Consider the following 24338-nt stretch of genomic DNA (forward strand, 5'->3'; position numbering starts at 1 on the left):
CTTGAAGTCCAAGGGGGGGATTTCTACTTTGGATCTGCTTGGGAAACCTAAGCAAAGGATTGATTACGGGTGCTCGAATGGTGCATGCAACAAGAGTCTTCCTTTTGGCTCTCTTATATTTACCTTTAATCGGCCAATTAACAGCTAAAGAGCTGTGGATAGACTATGAACCCAAGAAAATTCTTTATGGAGGGGGAGGGGCTTCTTATAGAGAACCCAAAACAAGGTTTAAAATCTATGTCTATGGCAGTCCTTTAAAGTACACCCCTTTAGGAGTGATCGTCCATAGGGGAAGCTTTGTGGATGCTTTCCGAAGCGAGGAGGGCCTGCTTAGGGACATGATCGCTTTGGCTAAACGGTATAATGCCGATGCGCTGATTATAATCGAAAAGAACAAGCCTTTGGTCTTTGCCGTGGCCGGCTTTTGGCCGGCAGTGGCATTGCCTACGGCAGGAGGAAGTTTTATGGCCCTTGCAGTTAAAGAAAGCCGGCCTGCAATCCAAAATTTTTCCCCTAGGGCAAACCGGCAAAAAAGGAAATGAAAAGAAGTCGATAACTTTTTTTTGGTTTTCTAGTTGGCCGACCGGGGAACAGGATTGGGTGCTAATCTAGCCGTCGTCTTTCCACAGCCATCTTTGTCTCTTTAAGCGATAATCGTTTTTTTGTGGATAGATCGGTTGTATAAGGATCGTTTTTAATGATGGGTTGGTTGAAGCCTTGGGGATGATAGGACGGTTCTTCAGGGTGCATGAGGCCCGGGATCAAAGAAATAAAGCGCCAGCAATGCCGGCGGTAAAATCCTAAAACTTTTATGGAGCTTCTTCCTAAGAGAAATGATACAAAACCAATAGCGTTTCTTCGAGTTTAGTTTAAAAAAAAGAAAACATCAACCAGGGTTGAAAGTCTCTTATGCAATCTGTGTTAATTGTGATTACTCAAGGAAAAGAAGCTTTCCAGCGGGTGCATTCTCTTTTCCACATGAGCCAAGTTTTAGCCCAACAGGAAGAAACCCAAGTAGAGTTACTGTTTCTCGGTCCTGGAGTGGAGTGGCTGCGCTCCAATCAAAGGTCTTCTCCCCTTGTGGCTGAATCCCTCGATCAGTTACGCCGCACAGGAATAGATATCGTAGCCTGTGAAGTATCTCTGGAAGCTTTTGGCGTGGAAGAAAATAAGATGCTTCCGGCGAGGAAAGTTAAAGGAGCGGTAGAGATGCGCAAGCTTATAGGCCAAGGTTTTACGGTTCTTTCTTTTTAGCCAAAAGAGCGGTTAAGAAAAAAGGGGGTATTTAGCCCTGTTATTCTTTTATCATCACTTTTGTCGTTTTATTTACTTAAGGATAAAATGATAAAGCTATTCTTATTTTCATATTTATATCCTAGATCTCTTGGTTTATAGTTTTGTGTTAATGGAATAAAAGAAAACAGTATTAAAACAAAATTGCCCCAATGAACAGGAGAGAAAGCACGAAAATAAAGCCTTTAATCCCGTAAGATCTGCGCCCTCTTTCCATGCCGTAATGAACTATTGTTAAAGGATATTTTTTTTAGTAGGAATCGTTTTATAGGATATATGAGTTTGCATGGAATTAAATTTTCACAAGGATAGCCGGGACTAAAGAAAAAGAGTTTTTTCACCATGAACGGAAATGAGTTAATAGGAAACTTGAGCCAATTCCTAAAGAAAATAAGGGATATCCGGGAGGAATGGACATTAAAATGGCAATTAAAAGACCACGAAGAGCTTTGGTTTAGGGGAGAGGGGGAAAGGTATGAGACGGCCCTTGTTCCCAAAATCTATAGGGGATTGGATGAAAAGGAGTTCTCCGATGAGTGTGCGAGGAAAGATTTTTTCGATAGAGAATACTGGATGTATGAAGAGTTCCAGCGGCTTTGTTACAAGTTCATGGCGAATTGGGCCTTAGACGAGGAAAATTTTGATTGGGATACCTACATTTTGATGCAAAACCACGGTGCCCCGACCCGGATCTTGGATTGGACGGATGGGGCCTTGATTGCCCTCCATTTTGCGATCAAGGACGTTGACGCCGAGAGAAAGGAAAATGAAGGGAAAGAAGAGAAAAATCCCAGGGTTTACGTTCTTTATCCCGATAGTGAGAGGCTTCGACAAAAGACTGATGAATCTGAAGAGATACAAGAAAAGACAGTAAAAAGGTGGAAAGATTTCGTGAAAAACCATCCAGGAAGAAAGCTTAACGAGGAGGAATGGGAAGAAGCCTATCTGCCCTCTGGTGAAGAGGACAGGAAAGAGATCGACATTCCTGAGCCTCCTTTGCTGCTTTTATCTCCCCACCTTACCCCTAGGCTCGGATCCCAAAGAACCCGGATGATCCTTTTTGGAAAAGATCCCTTCTGGTTTAAAAAAAATAAAAAGGAGAGTTTTCTTAAGGAAATTGAAATCGATCGCTTGCAATGTGAAAGGCTTTTGGTAGAGCTGAAAGATTGCGGGATCACCGAGTCGGTCATCTTTCCCGACCTGGACGGACTGGGAAGGGAAATTGCCCAGTATTGGAAAGTCCTTTTTAAGGATTACAAGAGAGGGAATAGCTAGCAGGAAATGGGAAAGGAGACCAGGGGGAAGAGGAGCTGTAGGGCCAAAAAAGAAGGTTCCTTGTTTTTAAACTTGTGGGATTTCCTAGGGATTCAAAAGGGTGGGGCGATGGCTTCGTGGAATGATCCCTCGGCCTAGGCTATTTTGGTGTTGGGGCTAGGTGCGCACCCGGCGTGATTCGAACACGCGACCAACGGATTAGAAATCCGCTGCTCTATCCTCTGAGCTACGGGTGCGTATTGTCGGGTTGAAATGAGCTTTAAAATTCAATCTTAGAGAAAGATTATCTCATAAGAAAGCCTATATATCTTATTTATCTTGTAAAAAGAGTGAATAAGTTTTTTCTTTTTATTTTTTGGAAATTGTTTTTTTTCTTTATTAGAAAGAAAGCACATTCCGGTTATTAGCCAAAGGAGGATCATATTGATATATCGTGTTGGCAGCCTTTTCATTAAATTTCTGAAGGCAACGGGCGAGATCTTTTTCCTTTTGTTGGATACCCTTTATTCCTTCTTTTCTTTCCCCTTGCGATGGAGACTTTTTTTGATGCAAATTTTAACTATCGGGGCTAAGTCCCAGATAATTGTCCTTGTGACGGGGGCTTTTACGGGTGCGGTGTTTGCCGCCCAAGTGCAATTCCATTTTGGTAAGCTCGGTATGAGTTCGGCCACGGGCCCGGTGGTTACCCTGGCCATGTTGAGGGAGCTAGGCCCTGTTCTTTGTGCCTTAATGGTTTCAGGGCGGGTGGGCTCGGCGATGGCCGCTGAAATTTCGACCATGAAAGTGACCGAGCAGATCGATGCCTTGCGCTCTCTTGGGGTATATGTCACTCAATATTTGATCGTGCCCCGGTTTCTCGGGTTGGTTGTATCCATGCCTTTGCTGGTGGCTATTACTTCAGGAGTCGGAATTCTTTGCGGTTATCTCGTTTCTGTTCCCCTGCTTGGGGTAGAACCCGCTTATTACTGGGAAAATACGATCCGGTTTACTTCCCTGGATGATGTCTGGATGGGGGAATTAAAAGGGATGTTTTTTGGAGGATTAATTGTTTTAATCAGCTGTTATAGAGGACTCAACTGCCAGTTGAGCGCCGAGGGCGTAGGTATTGCAGCAACACAGGCGATGGTCTATTCTTCGATCGCCATTCTGATTTCCAATTTTTTCTTCAGTTTCCTTATGAACATCCTGTTTGCCTCGTAAAAAAAATTTATGCCGAGAAAAGAAGAGGAATTTTTAGAAAATCCCGGATTTTGGGTTGCTTTAAGAGAGGGTTTAAAGATGCTTGAAAGAAAAATATTGTTTTTAAGTTTTCGCGAAAGAAAACTGTTGGGAAGTGCAGGAAGATGTTAAAAGTCCTCAACGTAAGAAAATCTTTTAATGGAATAACGGTCCTGGATGGAGTGAACTTGGAAATTCCAGAAGGAGATCGTTTCATGATCATTGGGAGAAGCGGAGGAGGCAAAAGTGTTCTTTTGCGGATAATCGTGGGGTTGATTAAACCCGATTCGGGGGAAGTGTGGTACAAAGGGAAAAATCTTGTCAGTCTTTCCGAAAGAAAGCTTGCGCCGATACGAAGGGATATGGGAATGGTTTTTCAAAATGGAGCCCTTTTTGATTTTATGACTGTCGAAGAAAATGTGGCTTTTGCCTTGCGTGAAAAAGGGGGTATGAGTGAAAAGGAAATTAAAAAGGAAGTGGGCGAGATCTTGGAAAGACTCTTGTTAAAAGGGCAGGAGAAGAAAATGCCCTCGGAATTGAGTGGAGGAATGAAAAAAAGGGTAGCGGTAGCCCGAGCAGTAATTGCTAAGCCTAAGATCATATTTTTTGACGAACCTACGGCCGGACTGGATCCTATTGCTTCTGCCGAGCTTAACGCCCTTATTTGTTCATTAAATAAAGATTTTAATGTGACGACGGTAGTCGTCACCCATGATATGGAGGCGGTCAGGCAACTAGGAAGAACCGTTGCCATGCTCTACAACGGAAAGATTTACAGTGTGGGCAGTCCGCAGGAGTTTGAAATTTCCAGTGATCCTGTGATCCGGAATTTTGTTCATGGAATAATAGAATCTGAAGTGAGGTGTAGTTGACATGGAACCAAAAAACTTGGAAATCAAGGTGGGGCTTTTTCTCCTGATAGGCTTGGCGATTCTCGGGGGATTGATTATTTATTTTGGCCGCTACGGCGAAAAGTTTCGACCTTCTTATCAAATTACGGTTGAATTTCCCAATGCTTACGGCTTGATTAAAGGTGCGCCGGTGCAGTTTGCCGGTGCCCCCGTGGGAAGGGTTGTCAGTACTCCTAGGCAGATCCGAGAAGGAAGGGCTGTTGAGGTGGATTTAAAAATTAATGCCGATGCAAAAATTCGAAAGGATGCCCTTTTCCAAATTGTTGACGTGGGAATGCTGGGAGACAAGGCCATAGCGATAACCCCTAAGGGAACGACCGCCCCTTTTTTGAGGAATGGAGACAAGGTCCGGGGAAGCCGGGCCTCGACCCTGAGCGATGTGACAAGCCAAATTGCTCCTTTGATTAGTTCTGCCACCCAACTGCTTGAAGGAGCGGGAACGATCGTAAACCGAATCAATCAGAATGTGCTTACCGACGAAACGGCAGCTGATCTGCGGGCAACGATTAAAGAGCTTCGTATGGTTTTAACCCGCACCGATCAACTGATTGCGGATGCTCAATATGGCAAAGGCCCCCTGGCGAAACTCCTGAACGATCCCGAAATATCTGAAAATCTTTCCGCTTTTGTTTTTAATCTTCGAAAAAAAGGGATTCTCTTTTATTCCGATGTTGCGGCTAAGCAAGAAGCAAAAGGAACACCGGTCCAGCACCCGGTTATAAAAGCCAAGTTGGAAAAGAGTAAATAATAGTCAATAAGAGTAGCCTACGGTAGAACGCTATGAACGTTGCGATGGGTTCAATTCTTGTAGCTGCGGGACAGAGCCGGCGCATGGGTTTTGATAAAATATTTAAGGCTTTTTCCAACGGGTTTTGTCCTTTAGAAATCTGTCTTTGTAGGATAAGTCGATCGCCCCTAGTTGAACAGATCGTGGTCGTGGTCTCTAAAGAGAATGTTGAAAAAGCAAAAGGAAAAATTTCAACTCTCTCTTTGGATAAAGAGATAACCGTTGTTGTTGGGGGTAAAGAAAGACAGGATTCTGTATATCAAGGATTATTGGCTTTAGATCGAAAATGTCGCTATGTCATGATCCATGATTCGGCAAGACCGTTTATCAATGAAGAGCTCATTGAGAAGGTTTACCAGGCCGCCGTTGAAGTCGGGGCCGCGGTTTGCGGGAAGCCCTGTTCGGATACTCTAAAAGAGGTGGATCCCGATGCCAAGGTGCTGAGAACCTTGGATAGGAGTAAAATATGGACGGTTCAAACTCCGCAGATTTTCCGCAGGACATTACTCGAAAAAGCCTATTTAGAGCTCCATGCCCAAAGGAAGCTTGTTACCGACGATGCTTCGGCCATTGAACTTCTAGGCGAAGCGGTAAAGGTCGTCCCTTATACGGGCACAAACATAAAGATGACCTTTCCGGAAGATTGGGAAGTGGCAAACCTCCTCATCGAAAACAACAGGCTTTCCCATCAAAAGCCGTAATGCCTATCCCATGGAGGGTTTATTTTATTTCCCTATGGAGAGTATGTCGCCTTAAGAAAGGATTATACTTTCTCAGCTCTATTTTCCCTTGCTGCTGTTTTTTGTTCTTGGTTCCGTAATAACGGGAAGCGGGCTTTCCAAGTGCTTTTGCTTCCGTACATTCGAGGATAATCTGTTCTCTTGGCATCCCTTAATTATTATTTTTTGAAAAGCGAGTTGTCAATGTCCAGAATGAAAAGAAAAGAGAATCTTTTTTTATTCCTTAAAAATCGGATAATTTTTATTAATCTCTCATTATGGAAAAAGGGGATAGTATGAAAATACAGGACCATCTCCCCGTAGTTTTTTGGGATAAGGCTTCTGAAAAGCTCTTAAAGTGGAAAAACCCGGAAAATTTTACCGACAAGATCCACGATCTCAGGGTATTAGGTAAAAAATTACGCGCTTTATATTATTTTTTTCAACCCCTTCTCGGCAAGGATTTTGTAAAGGGAGAAAAGCAAAAAGTCAAAAAAGCGATGTCCGATCTTGGAGCGGTAAGGGATTCCCATGTTTTTTTAAATATCTATAGAAAAATTGAACAGCAATATCCGAGGCTTATCCTTCCCAAGTCTCTCAAGACTCTTTTGGAAAGACGGTCCCAGCAATTAGAACAAGACCCGATGCTTGGAATAGGCAAAAGCTTGGGGACTCAAAAATACTTGGCTTTAGCCATGGATAGGATCTTGGCTGCAAGAGAAAAACTGCTTAAGAAGATCGCCGCAAAACCTTTTAGCAAGCAATTGGCCTTAGACAGGATGAAAAAAGGTCTTGAGGCGGTGACGAAAACGATGAAAGAAGCGCAAAAAGAAGGATCTGCCGATTCTTTTCACCGTTGGAGGATAAAAACCAAGCGATTTTATTATCACTTGAGCCTTTGTTGGCATGGGAACGGTTCCAAGGAGTTAGAAAAAATCGTTAAAAAATTTAAACAGCTGGAGCAACATCTTGGACAGGCACACGATTTTCACCTCCTTGCCTCCTTTATAAATAGTTCTCATCCAGGGGACTTGAGGGATGGGCAAAAGGATGCCTTTAAAGAATTTCTCTTGTTGATCGGTAAGCTTCAAGAGGAGGAAGAAAAGGAGGCTCTTTGCTTGGCCAAGAAGCTCATGGACCGCGGATTGGAGGAAACGATAGAGAAAATTTTCAATCCATAGATCGGTCGGTGAGGATTTTTACCTTTTTAGCTTTTTTTATAATGATTTTTTCTTTTCCAGGCTGTGGATAAGGATAAAGAAGGTAGTTTTTTCTTAGGGATAAAAAAGAGCTTAATTCGGCATCCCACCTTTGGGCGATAGACTGGGGAGATTTATAGCGGGCCAATTCAGTGTGAATCAAGGGACTTCCATACACTTTGAAAAAGAGGTTTCTTTGTGAAAACGAGGACCTGCTGTAAGGACTAGGAGTAGCCATTTGGTTTACCCTAGAGGTAATGAAAACGCCAAGGGCGGTAAGATTTGCGGGCGTTTTGGGGTCGATCTGGAGTTCTACGCCATAAAGCCCGTTGATGATCCTGGGAACGGCGAGTACTCCGGCTAAATTCAACGCATTGATTTCACTGGCAAGTCGATATCCATCAAGACCTTTTGTCGCTACGAGCCTAAAGGCTTCGGGTGTTCCTGTTCCCAGTTCCATTCCTGCAAGGCTGCCTATGAATCCGGTTACGACATAATAAACGGGGGTATCTTCCCTGGGAATATTGGGCGAGGTAGGAATCCAACGCAAAGCGGTATCTTTCCATGTCATCGACCGGTTCCATCCCTTCAGGGGAATAACGTGCAGCTCGCAGGGATGCGATATAAATCCCCTTTCGTTAGCCATCTGGGCGATTTCTCCCACAGTCATTCCATGGACATAGGGAACGGGAATAAAACTGACAAAAGATTTCCAACTGGGGTGGACCAAGGGTCCTTCAACGCGTAGCCCGCCCAGGGGATTAGGCCTATCGAGAACGTAAAAGGGGATTCCGGCTTCTCCGCAGGCATCCATTGCACTCACCATGGTGCTGACAAAAGTATAGCTCCTGCAGCCGATATCCTGGACATCAAAGACCAGGGCATCCAGGTCCCTAAGCATAGCCGGGGTGGGTTTTCTTGTTTCCCCGTAAAGGGAATACACTTTTAACCCCGTCAACCTGTCCTTGTGGGAGGGAACATCACGGCCGGCCTTGATTTTCCCATCGATGCCATGTTCCGGAGCAAAAAGCCTGACCAGTTTTACTCCCGGTGCTCTTTGCAGTATAACCCGAGTGGCTTTGCCATGGGAATCGACTCCACTTTGATTGGTGATCAGTCCGATCCTTTTCCCCCTTAAAGGGGCGAAGTTTTCTTCTCTAAGAACGTCAATGCCCAAAAGCACTTCGGCATGGAGACAAACCACCGGACTGGCTAGAAAGATCAGGCAAAAAAAAGAAAGCCGTTTTAGGGCAGCCCTCTGCATTATCCCTATTTTTCTTGAAGCATAAAATAAAGACAAGCCCTATTTTTATGTTAGATTGAGGGATAAAACTTGAAATTTTAAAAGAGCTATTAAAAACTAACCTTCAAGCTGATCCTTTTTATATTATGGGTAGAGAAAAGGGGATGATGAACTTCACCCCCTTCAAAAAATGAACCACTTTAAAAAGAATGCTTTAAGCCGGATTATCGCCTATTTTTCGATGGAAATTGCCGTCGATGAGAGGATCCCCACCTACAGTGGAGGCTTGGGGGTTCTGGCGGGAGACACCCTGAATGCTGCGGCGGCCGTCGGATTTTCCATGGTCGGAGTCTCTCTTTTATACCGTAAGGGCTACTTCTTTCAAAGAATTGATGAAAAGGGAATCCAGAGAGAAGAACCGGTGGAATGGATCGTGGATGATTTTCTCGTAGAACAGCCCCCGCGGGTGAAAATTCGGTTAGAAAAAAGGGAAGTCACTCTTCGGGCCTGGCTTTATGAAATTAAGCACAATGATCATACAGTCCCCGTCTATTTTCTCGATACGGATTTAGCCGAGAATGACCCTTACGATAGAACTTTAAGCGGGTTTCTTTATGGGGGGGATGAGCGCTACAGGCTTTGCCAAGAAGCCGTGCTTGGTATTGGTGGGGTAAAGATGCTGCGCGCCCTGGGGTATGAAAAAATAGACAGATTTCACATGAACGAGGGTCATTCCAGTCTTCTTACCCTAGAGCTTTTACGAGAGCAGATGGCTGCAGTGGGCCATGAACAAGCCAGTTGGGAAGACATCGAAGCGGTAAGATCTCTTTGTGTTTTTACTACCCACACTCCTGTAGCTTCAGGCCATGATAAGTTTCCCCTTGGCCTTGTAAAACAGGTTCTGCCTTTTTTCCCTGTCCATGGGGAATTGCGGGATATTTTTTGTTGTGGGGATTTTCTCAACATGACCTATTTGGCCTTAAACCTTAGCCATTACATCAACGGGGTCGCCAAGAGGCACTCGGAAGTCTCTCGAATGCTTTTTTCTCATTATGAAATCGACGCCATAACCAACGGGATCCATGTTCCATCCTGGCTAAGTAGCCCCATTCAAAAGCTCTTTGATGGGTATATCCCGAGATGGAAAGAGGACATCTTTAGCATTCGTTATGCTATTTCCATCCCTTTGAAAGAGATCTGGGAAGCTCATTTGATCAATAAACGACTGTTGTTGGATTTCGTGAACCGAGAGAAAAATATGGGGATGGATATCGACAATTTTACCATCGGTTTTGCACGAAGAATGACCGCTTATAAAAGACCCGAACTGATTTTTACCCGCTTGGAAAGGTTAAATGCCATTGCCCGCTCCGTTGGTCCAATCCAGTTGATATTTGCAGGTAAGGCCCATCCCAAGGACGAGGAGGGAAAAAAGATCATTCAGAGGATTCATGCCATACGCCCTTCCCTTGTTCCTGAAATTAAACTCGTTTTTTTGGAAAACTATGATTTGGCCTTGGCCAAAAGAATCGTGGCCGGGGTTGACCTATGGCTAAATAATCCCCAACCGCCCTTCGAAGCTTCGGGAACCAGTGGAATGAAAGCGGCGATCAACGGCGTTCCTTCCTTGAGTGTGCTTGATGGGTGGTGGATAGAAGGCTGCATTGAAGGGACGACCGGTTGGTCTATTGGCATGGATGTTTTCCAACTCAAAGAAGCAAAAGAGGGGGATTACAGCAACGACCGGGATGCCATGGCCCTTTACGACAAGCTTGAAAAGGTCATCATGCCCATATTTTATAAAAATCCCGAAGCCTATGCTTTGATCATGCGCTCCTGCATTGCCATTAATGGTTCTTTTTTTAATGCCCAGCGCATGCTTATGCAATATGTGCTAAAAGCTTATTATTGATGAAAAAAAACTTGGAAGAACGGCTGAAAACGATCCCTTATAAAATCAAAGAGGGAGCAAAGGTCCATTTATCCGATTTTGATCCTGCCGATACAGGACCTTTTAAGAGCAAGGAAGAAGCATTGCCGAGGCTTGCCCAAGACATTGAAAAGATGATCGTTTTGCAGGAAAAATTCTATGCGGCCGATAGTTTTTCTTTGCTGATCGTTCTTCAAGGAATGGACTGCTCGGGAAAGGATAGCTTAATCAAGCACGTGTTGTCGGGATTGAATCCTCAAGGGGTAGAGGTTCATAGCTTTAAACAACCCACCGCGGAGGAACTGGAGCATGACTTTTTGTGGCGTTATGTAAGAAAATTGCCTTCACGGGGCCGTATCGGGATTTTTAATCGTTCTTACTATGAAGAGGTGGTGGTTACCCGGGTGCATCCGGAACTGATTAAAAAGGAAAAAATTGCCCAAGATCCTTATAAAGAAAAGTTTTGGGAGAAAAGGTACGAAGCGATAAATCGCTTTGAAAGCTATCTTGTGGAAAATGGATTTTTAATTATCAAATTTTTTCTCCACCTTTCGAAAAAAGAACAGGATAAACGGTTGGCTGAAAGAATCGAAAGGGAGGATAAACAGTGGAAAATATCTCTTTCGGACCTCTTGGAAAGAGAACATTGGCAGGAATATATTTTTGCCTACGAACGGATGCTTGCTCATACCTCGACAGAACGGAGTTCTTGGTATGTTTTGCCCGCCGACCATAAATGGTTTAGCCAACTGCTCGCTGCAAGCATCATCGTGGAAATCCTGGAGCAATTAAAGCTTGATTATCCCCGTTTGAAAGAGGAGGAAAAAGAAAAACTACGGGCTTTGTTTTACAAAAAAACCTCGTCTTAATCTTAACTCAACTCCATTTCTACCATGCAAAAATTTCGAATAGAGAGCGATTCCCTTGGTGAAGTCACTGTCCCTGCGGACAAGTACTATGGGGCACAAACGGCCAGGTCCCTTATGCATTTTGCTATTGGTGAAGACAAAATGCCCCTGGAAGTCATTAGGGCTCTAGCCTTGATCAAAAAAGCGGCCGCTATAACCAATGCCGAGCTGGGGCTTCTGCCTGAAGAGAAAAAAAAGTGGATTGTTGTGGCTTGCGATGAGATCTACCAGGGGCTTTGGGATGACCATTTTCCTCTTTATGTTTGGCAAACCGGCAGCGGGACCCAAACGAATATGAACTGCAATGAAGTGATCGCCAACCGGGCCAACGAGTTGGCGGGATTTCCCCTAGGGAGTAAAAGCCCTGTTCACCCCAATGATGATGTCAACCGCGGCCAATCTTCAAACGATGTCTTTCCCACGGCCATGCATATTGCAGCGGCCCTTTCTATCCATAACCGGCTTCTTCCCGAGATTGCAAAACTCAAGGATGCCCTTGAAAAGAAAACAAAAGAGTTTTTCCCCCTCCTTAAAATTGGTCGAACGCACCTGATGGATGCAACGCCTATTTCCTTGGGGCAGGAATTCAGTGGGTACGTTTGTCAAATTGAAATGGGCTTATCGAAGATTCAGTCCAGTTTAACCGATATCTACGGCCTGGCTATTGGGGGGACGGCCGTAGGAACCGGGATTAACGCCCATCCTCGTTTTGGAGAAAAAGTGGCCGAGAAAATAGCCCAATGGACGGGCTTTCCTTTTTATTCCGCCCAGAATAAATTCGCCTACCTGGCGGGGCATGAGCCGCTCATGGCATTGAGTTCTTCTCTCAAGGGACTGGCTGCTTCCCTTTTTAAAATTGCCTCCGATATAAGGTGGATGGGATCCGGTCCCCGGTGCGGCCTGGCAGAACTCATTCTTCCGGCCAACGAACCCGGCTCATCCATTATGCCCGGGAAAGTAAACCCGACGCAGGCAGAAGCCCTATCGATGGTTTGCCTTCAAGTGATGGGCCATGACACCGCCGTAGCCATTGCGGGTAGTCAAGGAAACTTTGAATTAAATGTTTTTAAGCCCTTGATCATATGGAACATCCTGCATTCCATCCGACTTCTTTCCGACTCGTGTAGAAACTTTAGACGATTTTGTATTGAAGGGCTCCAGGCCAACGTGAAGAAACTCAAAGAATATGTCGACCACTCCCTTATGTTGATCACGGTATTAACCCCAAAAATAGGATATGATCAGGCTGCGAAGATTGTAAAAAAAGCTTATAGCGAAGATCTTTCGTTGAAAGCGGCAGCCGTAGAATTGGGAATATTAACTCCAGATGAATATGACCGCTTTGTCCAACCCGAAAAAATGGTTGGTCTTGACTGATTCCTCAAGGCGAAACTTCTTATGAATGACTTGTCTATGCTTCCGCCAGCAGGGCAAAACTTCTGGTTTATACCCATGGAGCAGGTGGCTCTTTTTCGCCGGTTTCTCAAGGGGAAGAGGGTGGTTGTGACCAATGGCTGTTTCGATCTTTTTCATGTTGGTCATTTGACCCTTTTGAACGAGGCGAAGAAGTTGGGAGATTTTCTCTGGGTAGGTATCAATGGAGATCAATCGGTGAGGGAACTCAAAGGGGATAATCGACCCTTTTTCCCCGCCTGGGAAAGGGCGGCCATCGTCGGATCATTAAAGGGGATCGATGCGGTGACGATTTTTACCGAAAAGCGGGCTACGCGGTTTCTTTCGCTGGTCAAGCCGGCCGTTTATGTGAAGGGCGCCGATTATACCTCTCAATCCCTGGATCAAGAAGAAAAAGAAGTTCTCAGTAGCTGCCAGGCCCTTATCAAGTTCATCCCTCTTTATCCGGACAGGTCAACCTCCAGCACGGTGGAAAGAATTCGCAAAGGGAGCTTGATGGCCGAACAAAACAAGTAAAAAAAAGAATGCATTTTTTTTAGTAGAGCAATGACTCATCAGAGAAGATGGATAAACCTGGCGGTGCTGGGTTCGGGAAAAGGAAGCAATTTTTCAGCGATCGCCAAGGCCATTGCCCAGGGTGAAATAGCTGCTAAGATAGCCGTTGTGGTGTCGGACAATCCCAAGGCATTGATTTTGGAAAAAGCCCGGCAGTTGGCTATACCCGCGGTGGTATTGCCCCAGGGAAAATACAAGACTTGGCTTGAGCCTTGGATAGAGGAAGAACTGGTAAGAATCTTAAAGCAATACAATACTGAGCTGGTTGTGCTGGCGGGCTTTATGCGCGTGCTTAAGGAAACTTTTCTTGCTTCTTTCGAGGGCAAAACATTAAACATTCATCCTTCCCTTTTACCCGACTTTAAAGGAAAGGAGGCATGGAAAGCAGCATTGAAGGCAGCGGTAAAGGAAACGGGTTGTACGGTGCACTGGGTGAGCAAGGAGCTGGATGGAGGTAAAATTATTGCCCAATCCAAGGTTCCCGTTTATCCCGCAGACAGCCCTGAAGAATTGCATGCACGGATACAGCAGGCAGAACATGAGTTGTATCCTAGGGTGTTGAAAGAGATATGCTTGGATTGGATCAATCAAAAGTTGTAAGCTTTTTCTTTTGCTTGGAAGTTTTATTTTAAGATGAATGAAAGGGAACTTGACCTGTGGCAAACGGAAGTGGCAAGACAAAACGCGGCCGTTGAAGGACCACCCGAACCTTGGACGGTCAGCGGCCTGACAAAAAAGATTCGGTTCCTTTTGGAAGGAAACATTGGCGAGGTATGGGTCATCGGAGAGGTTTCTAATTTAAGAATTCCCAGCTCCGGACATTGTTACTTTACACTGAAAGATGAAACGGCGGTGATTAATGCCGTTTTTTTTAGAACTGAAGCAGAAAAACTCGACTTTCCATTGAAAGATGGGTTGTCTATCGTGGTCAGGGCTTTCCTCACGGTATATGAAAGCAGGGGGCAATATCAACTTCGCGTGGTGGAAGCCAGAAAAAAAGGGGCCGGTTCTCTTTTGGAAAAGTTCGAGGAATTGAAAAGAAAACTGGCCCAAGAAGGTCTTTTCGATCTCTCCCGCAAGAAAAAACTTCCCCTTTTCCCTGAAAAAATAGGTATTGTTACTTCCCTGAAAGGTGCCGTTATCCAGGATTTTTCCAGGATTTTACAGCGAAGGGCTCCTGGAATAACCATCTATATCCGAGACGTAAGAGTACAGGGCAACGGAGCGGCACAGGAGATCGCCAAGGCCATCGAAGAATTCGGCGAGCTGGGCCTCGTGGATATCCTAGTCGTAGCCCGAGGAGGGGGAAGCTTGGAGGATCTGTGGGCTTTTAATGAAGAGATTGTTGCACGAGCCCTTTTCCGGTGCCCTATCCCGACAGTTTCAGCCGTGGGACATGAAACGGATTTTACTATAGCCGATCTTGTCGCCGACGTCAGGGCCCCTACGCCGTCCGCTGCTGCGGAGATCGTTTCTAGAGATTGGGAAGAGTGGCGTCAAGAACTCGAGCATTTAGAGCTGAGAATGCACCGGTTTTCTCTGCAATACCTTGAAATATGGAAAGAAAGATTGGAAAAAATAAAAAAAAGTTCGAGTCTTGCCGAACCTTCTCGCTACGTGGGACTGCTGAGACAGAACGCAGACATGCTTGAGCAGGCATTGGAAAAGGCAGTTTCCCTAGCTTTAGAAAGGGCCCGAACAAAATATACCGAGCTTGAGTTGCGGTTAAAATCGTTTAACCCCCAGCTTGTGCTTGAGAGGGTTAGGGAGGAGCTCAAGCTCTGGGCTGCTAGACTGGCTTCGGTAAGTCCCCAAGTGGTTCTTGATAGGGGCTATTCAATGACTTTCGACCGGCAAGGCAGGGTATTGAAAGAGGCTGAGAAGGTTTCAAGGGGAGAACAAATTGTTGTCGTTCTCTCGAAGGGGAGTTTATGGGCTGCTGTAGAGAAAACGCAGCAAGAGAAAGAAAGAAGTTCTTTTGAGTGGAAATAAATAGGCTTTATAGTATAGGAATCCTTGACTTAAGAAAAATTCTTATATTATATTTCTAACTCTTTATTCGTAGAAACAAAAGGAATACGCTGAAAGCTTTGAATCTTTGTTTTTTGATTGGATTTGTTTAAAATATTTAAAGAAAGGCTTTGCCCATGTAGCTCAGTTGGTAGAGCACGTCCTTGGTAAGGACGGGGTCACCGGTTCAATCCCGGTCATGGGCTCATGAAGAAAACTAATGATGAATAACTGAACTAAAAAGAGGGAAGGTCAATGGCAAAGGAGGCATTTTTACGAAAAAAACCCCATATTAACGTGGGGACGATTGGTCATGTCGATCATGGTAAAACCACTTTAACTTCCGCTATAACCTATGTTTTAGCGAAAAAGGGCCTTGCGCAAAAAATGGCTTACGATCAGATCGACAAGGCTCCGGAAGAAAAAGAGCGCGGAATTACAATCAATACGGCGCATGTTGAATACGAATCGGACAAAAGGCATTATGCTCACGTCGATTGTCCGGGGCATGCCGATTACATTAAAAACATGATCACGGGGGCGGCTCAAATGGATGGGGCGATATTGGTGGTCAGTGCGGCTGATGGTCCAATGCCTCAAACGAGAGAGCATATCCTTCTTGCTCGCCAGGTTGGCGTTCCTTACATCGTCGTTTTCCTGAACAAAGTGGATATGGTTGATGATAAGGAGCTGCTTGAACTTGTGGAGCTTGAAGTTAGGGAATTGCTCAATCAATATGGCTTTCCGGGTGACAAAATCCCGATTATCAAAGGCAGTGCCCTAAAAGCCTTGGAAGGAGACCCTGAATACGAGAAAAATATCCTGGAGCTTGTCGAGGCGATGGACAATTATATTCCCATCCCGGAAAGGCCCAAAGATCAACCCTTCTTGATGCCCATCGAAGATGTATTTAACATTGAAGGACGAGGAACGGTAGTCACGGGAAGAGTTGAAAGGGGAACGCTGAAGAGAATGGAGGAGGTTGAGATTGTGGGGATCAGGCCGACGACCAAAACGGTTGTTACCGATATTGAAATGTTTAGGAAAACATTGGATACGGCCGAAGCGGGAGACAATGTTGGTCTTTTGTTACGGGGAATCAAAAAAGACGATGTCGAAAGGGGCCAAGTCGTAGCCAAGCCGGGAACGATCACTCCCCATCACAAGTTTAATGCCCAGGTTTATGTTTTGAAGAAGGAAGAAGGAGGAAGGCATACCGCGTTTTTCAACGGTTATAGGCCTCAGTTCTTCTTTAGAACCACCGATGTGACGGGAACGGTGACGTTAAAGGAAGGGGTGGAGATGGTCATGCCTGGTGACAACGTGGAATTCATGGTGGAGCTCATTTCCCCTATCGCCATGGAGAAATCCATGCGATTTGCTATCCGTGAAGGAGGGAAAACGGTGGGAGCGGGTGTTGTAACGGAGATTATCGAGTAGCTTCCCGGTTTTGAAAACGAACAACAAATTGAGTAGGGCAGTAGCTCAATTGGTAGAGTAGCGGTCTCCAAAACCGTCGGTTGGGGGTTCGAGTCCCTCCTGCCCTGGTAAATGAAAATGCCGGTTTCTTGGATTGAAATTGCTTACATCGTTTTCCTTGTTTTAAGCACGGGGCTTTTGGTATGGGTGTGGAAGAAAAAAGGCTCGTTCATCAAGGCCTTTATTGGAGAGGTAGTTGTCGAACTCAAGAAATGTTCTTGGCCTTGGGATCCCAAGGAAAAAGGGATAAGAAAATATAAAGAATTAATTGATTCTACTTTGGCTGTGACCATATATTCTATTATACTTGCAGCGGTGGTAACTTCTGCAGATTTTATATTGGTTAGATTGATAAATTTTTTAACGACGTTGCACTTTTAGTCAAAAGGCGACAAAGGAGAAGCTTTTTGGAAGGGAAGGCCGTTGGGGCTGCGGAAAGTTTTTAGGATATGATGAAAGCGGAATATTCAGACGTTGCGATGGATGAGATTACTGCAAAATCTCAGAACATGCAATGGTATGCCCTTCATGTTTTGTCGGGGCAAGAAGAAAAGGTAAAGAAAAATTTAGAAAAGAGGATCAAGACCGAGGAGATGCAGGATCTCGTCGGAGAGGTTGTCATTCCCGTGGAAAGAGTTTCAGAGGTGAGAAAAGGGAAAAGAATCGAGATAAATCGAAAGCTTTATCCTGGATATGTCTTTTTGCAAATTCAATTAAGGGATTCTTCGGGGAAGTTGATAGAAAGGGCCTGGTATTTTGTTCGAGAAACCTCCGGAGTTATCGGTTTTGCCGATGGAGATAATCCCTTGCCGATGCCTAGGGAGCAAGTGGAGGGAATGTTAAGGCAAATTCAAGAAAGAACTTCTAGTGCTCTTCCCAAGACCGTTTTTTCAGTGGGAGACCGGGTCAAAGTTGGAGACGGTCCTTTTTTGAATTCCGAGGGGGTCATAGAGGAGGTGGACTTGGAAAGAGGAAAGCTCCGAGTATCGGTCAATATTTTTGGGCGCTCGACTCCGGTTGAACTGGAATACTGGCAAGTAGAAAAAGCCAGTTAACGACGACTGCAGATAAGGAAGGTATTCATTTTCAAAGGCTCGAAATATTTATTGTAAAAGGAATAAACATGGCCAAGGAAGTTAGTGCTATCGTGCGGTTGCAAATCCCTGCAGGTCAAGCTAATCCGGCTCCACCTGTTGGTCCTGCGTTGGGCCAGCATGGGGTCAATATTATGGCTTTTTGCAAGGAATTTAATGCGGCTACCCAAAAAGAAGCGGGCAATATATTGCCCGTGGTGATAACCATTTATAAAGATAAGACTTTTACATTTGTAACGAAATCTCCTCCTGCTTCTATTCTCCTTAAAAAGGCGGCTAATATTGCCAGTGGCTCCAAGGAACCGAATCGGACGAAGGTGGGGAAGGTCACAAAAGCCCAGGTTAAAGAAATTGTAAAGATAAAGTGGAAAGATCTTAATGCCTCCACCGAAGAAGCGGCGATGAGAATGATTGAAGGGACGGCAAGAAACATGGGTATAGAGGTTGTTGAATAACTCGAGGACAAAGGTTAATGGAGAACGCGCAAATGGCAAAGAAACGAAGCAAAAGATATAGGCTTGCGGCTGAAAAAATAGATAGGAAAAAAACCTATTCTTTGACCGAGGCTTTGGAATTATTGAAAAGCATGCCTAAGGCCAAATATGACGAATCTGTCGATGTAGCCTTTCATTTGGGTGTTGATCCTAAGCAGAGCGATCAGATGGTCCGAGGAATGGTCAGCTTGCCTTACGGTTCGGGTAAAACGGTCCGAATAGCTGTATTTGCCAAGGGAACGGTTGCCGATCAAGCTAAAGAGGCGGGAGCAGATATTGTCGGTTATGAGGATCTCATTAAAAAGGTCCAAGAAGGTTATACCGATTTTGACGTGGCGATTGCTACCCCGGATGCGATGCAGGAGGTAAGGAAGCTGGGAAAAATACTTGGTCCACGGGGACTTATGCCTAATCCTAGAACGGGAACGGTTACAGAAGACGTTGTAGGAGCTATAAGGGAATTTAGGAAAGGAAGGGTTGAATTTAAAGTCGATAAAGCGGCCAATCTGCACGTGGTTGCAGGAAAAGCTTCTTTCCAAACCGAAGCATTGGAAGAGAACATAAAAGCGGTGGTGGATGCCGTGGCCAAAGCAAAACCCCAGTCCTCTAAAGGCAAATATTTTCAATCCATGGCTGTTTCACTGAGTGTATCGCCGAGCATTCGGCTCGATCCTTATTCATTGATAAAATAAAGGGTATTTCCTATGAGGATAGAAAAAGAACTGTTAAAGAATCATGTCGCTGAGGCGCTCAAGCGTTCCTATTTTATTGTTTTCATCGATTTTACGGGGCTTAAGGTTTCTGTTTTTTCTGAGCTGAGGAAAAGGTTGAAAGCGGTCAACTGCCGTTGCCTGGTTTCAAAAAATACATTGATTCGGATGGCCCTTAACGAGATCAAGCCTGAAGCGGTCCTTGCAGAAAATATCTTTAAGGGGCCCACCGCGGTTTTGACCTCGGAAGAAAAGGATGCGACAGCGGTGGCTAAAATTTTAAAGAATTTTATCGCCGAATTCCAGTTGCCCAAAATCAAATCCGCGATCATAGAAAATGCTGTTTTATATGAAACTGACTTTTTGAAATTGGCTGATCTACCCGGACTTGAAGTCTTAAGAAGCCAGGTTCTTTTAACCCTTCAATCTACGGGGACAAGACTGGTGAGATTAATAAACGAGCCCGCTTCCGCGTTGGCCCGGTTAATCGAAAAATATTCAAAAAAGGAAAATTGATTTTTCTTTCTATCCTTTCAAACGGTTGAAAAGTGACAAAAAGAACCAAGAAAGAGAATTTCTTCTCTTTAGAGATCAAAGAAAGGAAAATGCTTCGCTATTTAGTTTCATAAAGTTTTATCCTTTGTAAAGTATTTTTTTAAGAATATTCTAAAAAAATATGGAGTGGAGGATAATGATTGAATGAGGGCGAACAGCCACCTAGCCTTGGAGCCCTCCAGGGAGAATTGGCGGAGCGGGTGCCCGTCTCTAGGTGGAATACAAGGAGGTCAATATGGCTGATCTAGATTCGATTGTGGATCAATTGAGTAAACTAACGATATTGGAAGCTTCTGAACTGGTGAAGAAGCTTGAAGCAAAGTGGGGAGTCAGTGCTGCTGCTCCCGTTGCCGTGGCGGCTGCCCCGGCTGGGGCCCAACAAGGTGCTCCTCAAGCTCCGGTAGAGGAAAAAACGACCTTTGCCGTTCATTTGAAGGAGATAGGACCGAATAAAATTGCCGTAATCAAGGAAGTAAGAGCGGCTATATCGGGTCTTGGCCTGGCGGAAGCAAAGGCTCTTGTTGAAGGAGCCCCTAAGCTTCTCAAGGATGGATTATCGAAAGAGGAGGCTGAAGAGATAAAGAAAAAGATCGAAGCAGCCGGAGCAAAAGTAGAAATCAAGTAACGATGGAAGATGTTGTGGAGCTTGAAGAGATATGAACGAAAAGATACAGAGAATCAATTTTGGGAAAATTCGGGAAGGATTAAGTTTACCCAATCTTATAGAACATCAAACTAAATCTTATGCCGATTTTCTCCAACTCTCGGTAGCTCCACAGGAACGAAAAGCCGAGGGGTTGCATGGAGTTTTCCTGGAGGTTTTCCCGATCGAAAGCTACGATGGGAAAGTCAAGCTTGAATATGTCAATTATGAGATTGGCGAAAGCAAGTTTAGCCCTATCGATTGCCTTCGCGATGGAAAGACCTATGCCGCCCCTCTTTATGTTACCTTTAGGCTCAAAGATGAAGAAGGGGTCAAGGAAGAGAAAGTTTACATGGGTGAACTGCCGATGATGACGCCCCAGGGCAGCTTCATCATTAATGGGGCTGAAAGGGTGATCGTAAACCAACTCCACAGGTCCCCGGGTATCTGTTTTGAATCCTCTTTCCACAGCAATGGAAAGACGCTTTATTCCTTTCGGATTATCCCCGATAGAGGGAGTTGGCTGGAGGTTGCCTTTGATACCAACGATCTTCTCTACGTGTATTTGGATAGGAGAAAGAAGAGGAGGAAGTTCCTGATTACAACATTGCTCAGGGCCCTGGCGGCGGCTCTATCCGGTCCATCTTCTCCTTTAGGTAGCGGCGGGGATGAGGAAATTATAAGGCTTTTTTATACCGTTGAGGAACTTAATTTATCTGAAGGCATTGACGAGGACAAGGTTGCCACGAAAGTTCTCGTGAGCGAGGTCAAAGACCCTCATAATCCCGATGTGGTATTGGCTAGGGCCTATGAACCGGTCACAAGAAGCGTGGTAAGGCAGCTTTTGGACGTGGGTATCCAGTCCATCTCCGTAGTCGATGTGCAGTATGACGACACCCTCATTAAATGCCTTAAAAAGGATCCTACCAAAGATCCTGTAGAAGCTTTAAAAGAAATATACAGAAGGCTCAGGCCGGGAGATCCCCCTACGGAATCTAATGCAAAGCTCTTATTAAAAAGGCTGTTATTGGATCCAAAAAGGTACGACTTGGGAAGAGTGGGCCGGTATAAGCTGAACCAAAAATTGAACATCCAAGTGGATCCCGACATCCGTATTTTGACCTGGGAAGATCTCGTTGCGGCCACCCGTTACCTGATAAAACTAAGAAAGGGCGAGGGCATTACCGATGACATCGATCACTTGGGGAGTAGACGTGTCAGGACGGTAGGAGAACTTGTTGCCAACCAATGTCGGATGGGACTTGCTCGCACCGAGCGGCTTGTCAAAGAAAGAATGACTCTTTTTGATGTGAATACCGAGGGAATGACCCCTCAAAAACTCATTAATCCCAAGGCCCTTTCTGCAACGATAAGAGACTTTTTCGCCCGCAGCCAGCTCTCTCAGCTCATGGATCAAATCAATCCCCTTTCGGAATTGACCCACAAAAGAAGGCTTTCAGCTCTGGGACCGGGAGGGCTGTCAAGAGAAAGAGCCGGTTTTGAGGTAAGAGATGTTCACCCTTCCCATTACGGCAGGATTTGTCCCATTGAAACGCCAGAAGGGCCCAACATCGGACTGATCGCCACGATGGCTTCTTATAGCCGGTTCAACGATTACGGTATTTTGGAAACCCCCTATCGCAAGGTTCTAAACGGTAAAGTGACCAACGAAATTGTTTATTTTACAGCCGATCAAGAAGAAAACTACGTGATTGCGATGGCCAACACGGCGGTTTCCGAAGACGGAACCATATTGGATCAGCGAGTCGCCGTGAGATTCCGCCGGGAATTCATGGAAGTGGAAAGGGAAAAAGTCGAGTACATGGATGTTTCTCCCAAGCAGATAGTTTCTGTGGCTGCGGGGTTGATTCCTTTCCTTGAACATGATGATGCGAACCGAGCCCTCATGGGCTCGAATATGCAGAGACAGGCCGTTCCCCTTATTCAGCCGGAAGCTCCGATAGTCGGTACGGGGATTGAGGAAAGGGTGGCCAGGGATATTCAAGCCGTAATTGTCAGCGAGGTGGATGGAACGGTCAGCTCGGTGACGGGTAAGGAAATTATCGTGACCCCGACCGGAAGCCCGGTTGAACAGAAAAAGAAGAAAAGCAAGCAGGGATCTGAACGGGAGGGAATAGTTTACAAGCTCAACAAGTTCATGAGATCGAATGCGGGGACTTGTATTAATCAAAAACCGATTGTGAAAAAAGGCCAGGTTGTAAAAAAGGGAGACGTCCTGGCCGATGGACCGAGTACCCAGAATGGAGAACTGGCTTTGGGCAGAAACCTGCTTGTGGCCTTTATGCCCTGGAATGGGTATAACTTTGAAGATGCCATCATTGTTTCCGAAAGGGTGGTTAAGGAAGATTTGTTTACGAGCATCTATATAGATGAATTTGAGATCGTGGCCCGGGATACGAAATTGGGACCCGAGGAAATTACAAGAGATATTCCTAATGTGGGGGATGAAGCTTTAAAGAATTTAGGTCCAGACGGCATCATTCGGGTAGGGGCCGAGGTAAAGCCCGGAGATATTCTCGTGGGCAAAATTACACCCAAGAGTGAAACCGAGCTTGCCCCTGAAGAAAGACTTTTGAGGGCCATTTTTGGGGAAAAGGCCGCTGATGTAAAGGATTCTTCCTTGAGAGTACCCTCTGGTACCTATGGGATCGTCATGGACGTTCGCGTCAGTTCGGGGACTGCCCGTGTTCGAAAAGAAAAAATCAATGCTTCCGAAGCGAAACAAAAAATTAAAGAGATCGAAGAAAGATACGATCAAAAAGAGGAAGAGCTCAGGGAGGAATTGACTCAAGCCTTATCCAACATCCTTTTAAATGAGAAGATCCCCCTGGATGTGGTCAACGTTGAAACCGGGGAGATTATTATCCCGGCTAACCGGAAAATCACCAAGGTGCTGTTGAGGAAGATGGCCCAGGCTTATGACAAGATCGAGATTGACCCCAGTCCAATTCGCTCAAAGATCTTCGAAATTATTGGTAACTTTGAAGCAAAATTTGAACAACTAAGGAATGATAGGGAGCTGGAGCTTGATCAAATTGAGAGTGGAGAAGATACAGAGCCTGGAATAATCAAACAGGTCAAGGTTTTCATCGCCAATAAAAGGAAACTTTCGGTTGGGGATAAAATGGCGGGTAGGCATGGAAACAAAGGGGTTGTTTCCAAGATCGTGCCGGTTGAAGATATGCCCTATCTTCCCGATGGAACACCGGTGGATATTGTCCTCAATCCCTTGGGCGTTCCTTCTCGAATGAACGTAGGGCAGGTGCTCGAAACCCACCTGGGTATTGCGGCAAAGAAATTGGGTTTTAATGTAGCCACCCCGGTTTTTGATGGGGTTAAAGAAGAAAAGATACGGGAATTTTTGGTCAAGGCGGGGATGGATGAAGATGGCAAGAGTATTCTTTACGATGGCCGAACCGGAGAGATGTTCAACCAGAGGGTGGTCGTAGGGATGATCTACATGATGAAACTCAACCACATGGTTGCCGATAAAATCCATGCCCGGGCTGTTGGACCCTACTCGCTTGTTACCCAGCAACCCTTGGGAGGAAAGGCTCAATACGGTGGACAGCGATTTGGGGAAATGGAGGTTTGGGCAATGGAAGCCTATGGAGCGGCTTATATCCTGCAGGAGTTGTTGACCGTTAAATCGGATGATGTGCAAGGCAGAACGAGGATTTATGAAAGCATTGTTAAGGGAGAAAATTACTTGGAAACGACGACCCCGGAGTCGTTCAATGTTTTGATCAAGGAACTGCAAGGCTTATGCCTCGAGGTCAACATTGGTCAACGCTCGGATGTAATAGGACTGTCGGTAAAACCTACGACACCTAAGGCCTTGAGCGGTGGAGAAGCAGCATAAAACACTAAAGAAGGGGAAA

General features: G+C 45.2%; 24 protein-coding genes and 3 tRNA genes. 24 read left to right on the forward strand and 3 right to left on the reverse strand.

Features of this window, described 5'->3' with window-relative positions; genetic code table 11:
- Positions 1 to 104: 104 nt before the first annotated feature.
- The 3 genes from MINF_RS03465 to MINF_RS03475 all read left to right on the forward strand — a co-directional run bounded on the left by MINF_RS03465 (position 105) and on the right by MINF_RS03475 (position 2568).
- Positions 105 to 542: a hypothetical protein gene (locus MINF_RS03465; protein ID WP_148205117.1), complete on the forward strand. Its 438-nt coding sequence runs from the start codon at positions 105 to 107 to the stop codon at positions 540 to 542.
- A gap of 367 nt (positions 543 to 909) precedes the next feature.
- Positions 910 to 1254 carry a DsrE family protein gene (locus MINF_RS03470; RefSeq protein ID WP_012463116.1) on the forward strand — a complete coding sequence of 115 codons (345 nt, stop codon included), beginning with the start codon at positions 910 to 912 and terminating at the stop codon, positions 1252 to 1254.
- A gap of 381 nt (positions 1255 to 1635) precedes the next feature.
- Positions 1636 to 2568 (forward strand): FRG domain-containing protein, encoded by a 933-nt coding sequence (locus MINF_RS03475; protein WP_012463117.1) that lies wholly within the window; start codon positions 1636 to 1638, stop codon positions 2566 to 2568.
- Positions 2569 to 2731: 163 nt separating this feature from the next.
- On the opposite strand, the gene MINF_RS03480 is transcribed toward MINF_RS03475, so the two are convergent.
- Positions 2732 to 2804 (reverse strand) — tRNA-Arg (locus MINF_RS03480).
- A gap of 187 nt (positions 2805 to 2991) precedes the next feature.
- On the opposite strand from MINF_RS03480, the gene MINF_RS03485 reads away from it, so the two are divergent.
- The 4 genes from MINF_RS03485 to ispD all read left to right on the forward strand — a co-directional run bounded on the left by MINF_RS03485 (position 2992) and on the right by ispD (position 6185).
- Positions 2992 to 3768, forward strand: a complete 777-nt coding sequence (locus MINF_RS03485) for an MlaE family ABC transporter permease (protein ID WP_012463120.1) — start codon at positions 2992 to 2994, stop codon at positions 3766 to 3768.
- 143 nt (positions 3769 to 3911) lie between these two features.
- A complete protein-coding gene (locus tag MINF_RS03490; RefSeq protein ID WP_012463122.1) occupies positions 3912 to 4658 on the forward strand; it encodes an ABC transporter ATP-binding protein in 747 nt (248 codons plus the stop codon).
- Between the two features lies 1 nt (position 4659).
- Positions 4660 to 5445 (forward strand): MlaD family protein, encoded by a 786-nt coding sequence (locus MINF_RS03495; protein ID WP_012463123.1) that lies wholly within the window; start codon positions 4660 to 4662, stop codon positions 5443 to 5445.
- Between the two features lie 32 nt (positions 5446 to 5477).
- Positions 5478 to 6185 (forward strand): 2-C-methyl-D-erythritol 4-phosphate cytidylyltransferase, encoded by a 708-nt coding sequence (gene ispD, locus MINF_RS03500; protein ID WP_012463124.1) that lies wholly within the window; start codon positions 5478 to 5480, stop codon positions 6183 to 6185.
- A 19-nt stretch (positions 6186 to 6204) separates the two neighbouring features.
- On the opposite strand, the gene rpmG is transcribed toward ispD, so the two are convergent.
- Positions 6205 to 6372 carry a 50S ribosomal protein L33 gene (rpmG, locus tag MINF_RS03505; protein WP_012463125.1) on the reverse strand — a complete coding sequence of 56 codons (168 nt, stop codon included), beginning with the start codon at positions 6370 to 6372 and terminating at the stop codon, positions 6205 to 6207.
- Between the two features lie 127 nt (positions 6373 to 6499).
- Here rpmG and MINF_RS03510 point away from each other — a divergent pair, with 127 nt between their 5' ends.
- Positions 6500 to 7384 carry a CHAD domain-containing protein gene (locus MINF_RS03510; RefSeq protein WP_238523539.1) on the forward strand — a complete coding sequence of 295 codons (885 nt, stop codon included), beginning with the start codon at positions 6500 to 6502 and terminating at the stop codon, positions 7382 to 7384.
- Here the strand turns inward: MINF_RS03510 and MINF_RS03515 are convergent.
- Positions 7374 to 8702 (reverse strand): exo-beta-N-acetylmuramidase NamZ family protein, encoded by a 1329-nt coding sequence (locus MINF_RS03515; protein ID WP_012463127.1) that lies wholly within the window; start codon positions 8700 to 8702, stop codon positions 7374 to 7376. The two genes, MINF_RS03510 and MINF_RS03515, sit on opposite strands and share 11 nt — an antisense overlap.
- Before the next feature lie 133 nt (positions 8703 to 8835).
- On the opposite strand from MINF_RS03515, the gene glgP reads away from it, so the two are divergent.
- From glgP to rpoB, 16 genes are all read left to right on the forward strand, one after another.
- A complete protein-coding gene (gene glgP, locus MINF_RS03520) occupies positions 8836 to 10557 on the forward strand; it encodes an alpha-glucan family phosphorylase (protein ID WP_012463128.1) in 1722 nt (573 codons plus the stop codon).
- Positions 10557 to 11444, forward strand: a complete 888-nt coding sequence (locus MINF_RS03525; RefSeq protein ID WP_048810112.1) for a PPK2 family polyphosphate kinase — start codon at positions 10557 to 10559, stop codon at positions 11442 to 11444. Before glgP ends, MINF_RS03525 begins: the two co-directional genes overlap by 1 nt.
- A gap of 24 nt (positions 11445 to 11468) precedes the next feature.
- Positions 11469 to 12860, forward strand: a complete 1392-nt coding sequence (fumC, locus tag MINF_RS03530) for a class II fumarate hydratase (protein WP_012463130.1) — start codon at positions 11469 to 11471, stop codon at positions 12858 to 12860.
- A gap of 21 nt (positions 12861 to 12881) precedes the next feature.
- Positions 12882 to 13412, forward strand: a complete 531-nt coding sequence (locus MINF_RS03535; protein WP_012463131.1) for an adenylyltransferase/cytidyltransferase family protein — start codon at positions 12882 to 12884, stop codon at positions 13410 to 13412.
- 30 nt (positions 13413 to 13442) lie between these two features.
- Entirely contained in the window at positions 13443 to 14051 is a 609-nt protein-coding gene (gene purN / locus MINF_RS03540) for a phosphoribosylglycinamide formyltransferase (RefSeq protein ID WP_012463132.1), read from the forward strand.
- A 33-nt stretch (positions 14052 to 14084) separates the two neighbouring features.
- The gene (gene xseA, locus MINF_RS03545) at positions 14085 to 15443 is read left to right on the forward strand and encodes an exodeoxyribonuclease VII large subunit (RefSeq protein WP_012463133.1); all 1359 of its coding nucleotides are present in this window, start codon (positions 14085 to 14087) and stop codon (positions 15441 to 15443) included.
- Between the two features lie 151 nt (positions 15444 to 15594).
- Positions 15595 to 15667: transfer RNA gene (locus MINF_RS03550), tRNA-Thr, on the forward strand.
- 49 nt (positions 15668 to 15716) lie between these two features.
- Positions 15717 to 16901: an elongation factor Tu gene (gene tuf, locus MINF_RS03555; protein WP_012463134.1), complete on the forward strand. Its 1185-nt coding sequence runs from the start codon at positions 15717 to 15719 to the stop codon at positions 16899 to 16901.
- A 34-nt stretch (positions 16902 to 16935) separates the two neighbouring features.
- Positions 16936 to 17008, forward strand: a tRNA-Trp gene (locus MINF_RS03560).
- Between the two features lie 10 nt (positions 17009 to 17018).
- Entirely contained in the window at positions 17019 to 17321 is a 303-nt protein-coding gene (secE, locus tag MINF_RS03565; RefSeq protein WP_148205118.1) for a preprotein translocase subunit SecE, read from the forward strand.
- Positions 17322 to 17392: 71 nt separating this feature from the next.
- Complete coding sequence (gene nusG, locus MINF_RS03570) at positions 17393 to 17995, forward strand: transcription termination/antitermination protein NusG (protein ID WP_148205302.1); 603 nt, start codon at positions 17393 to 17395, stop codon at positions 17993 to 17995.
- 68 nt (positions 17996 to 18063) lie between these two features.
- Positions 18064 to 18489 carry a 50S ribosomal protein L11 gene (gene rplK, locus MINF_RS03575; RefSeq protein ID WP_012463137.1) on the forward strand — a complete coding sequence of 142 codons (426 nt, stop codon included), beginning with the start codon at positions 18064 to 18066 and terminating at the stop codon, positions 18487 to 18489.
- Positions 18490 to 18506: 17 nt separating this feature from the next.
- The gene (rplA, locus tag MINF_RS03580) at positions 18507 to 19220 is read left to right on the forward strand and encodes a 50S ribosomal protein L1 (RefSeq protein WP_012463138.1); all 714 of its coding nucleotides are present in this window, start codon (positions 18507 to 18509) and stop codon (positions 19218 to 19220) included.
- A 12-nt stretch (positions 19221 to 19232) separates the two neighbouring features.
- The gene (gene rplJ / locus MINF_RS03585; RefSeq protein WP_012463139.1) at positions 19233 to 19754 is read left to right on the forward strand and encodes a 50S ribosomal protein L10; all 522 of its coding nucleotides are present in this window, start codon (positions 19233 to 19235) and stop codon (positions 19752 to 19754) included.
- Positions 19755 to 20028: 274 nt separating this feature from the next.
- Positions 20029 to 20418, forward strand: coding sequence for a 50S ribosomal protein L7/L12 (rplL, locus tag MINF_RS03590; RefSeq protein WP_048810453.1), 390 nt, complete (start codon positions 20029 to 20031; stop codon positions 20416 to 20418).
- A 31-nt stretch (positions 20419 to 20449) separates the two neighbouring features.
- On the forward strand, positions 20450 to 24319 hold the full coding sequence (gene rpoB / locus MINF_RS03595) for a DNA-directed RNA polymerase subunit beta (RefSeq protein WP_012463141.1): 3870 nt from the start codon (positions 20450 to 20452) through the stop codon (positions 24317 to 24319).
- The last annotated feature ends 19 nt before the right edge of the window (positions 24320 to 24338 follow it).

It is taken from the genome of Methylacidiphilum infernorum V4 (assembly GCF_000019665.1).
Classification (GTDB): domain Bacteria; phylum Verrucomicrobiota; class Verrucomicrobiia; order Methylacidiphilales; family Methylacidiphilaceae; genus Methylacidiphilum; species Methylacidiphilum infernorum.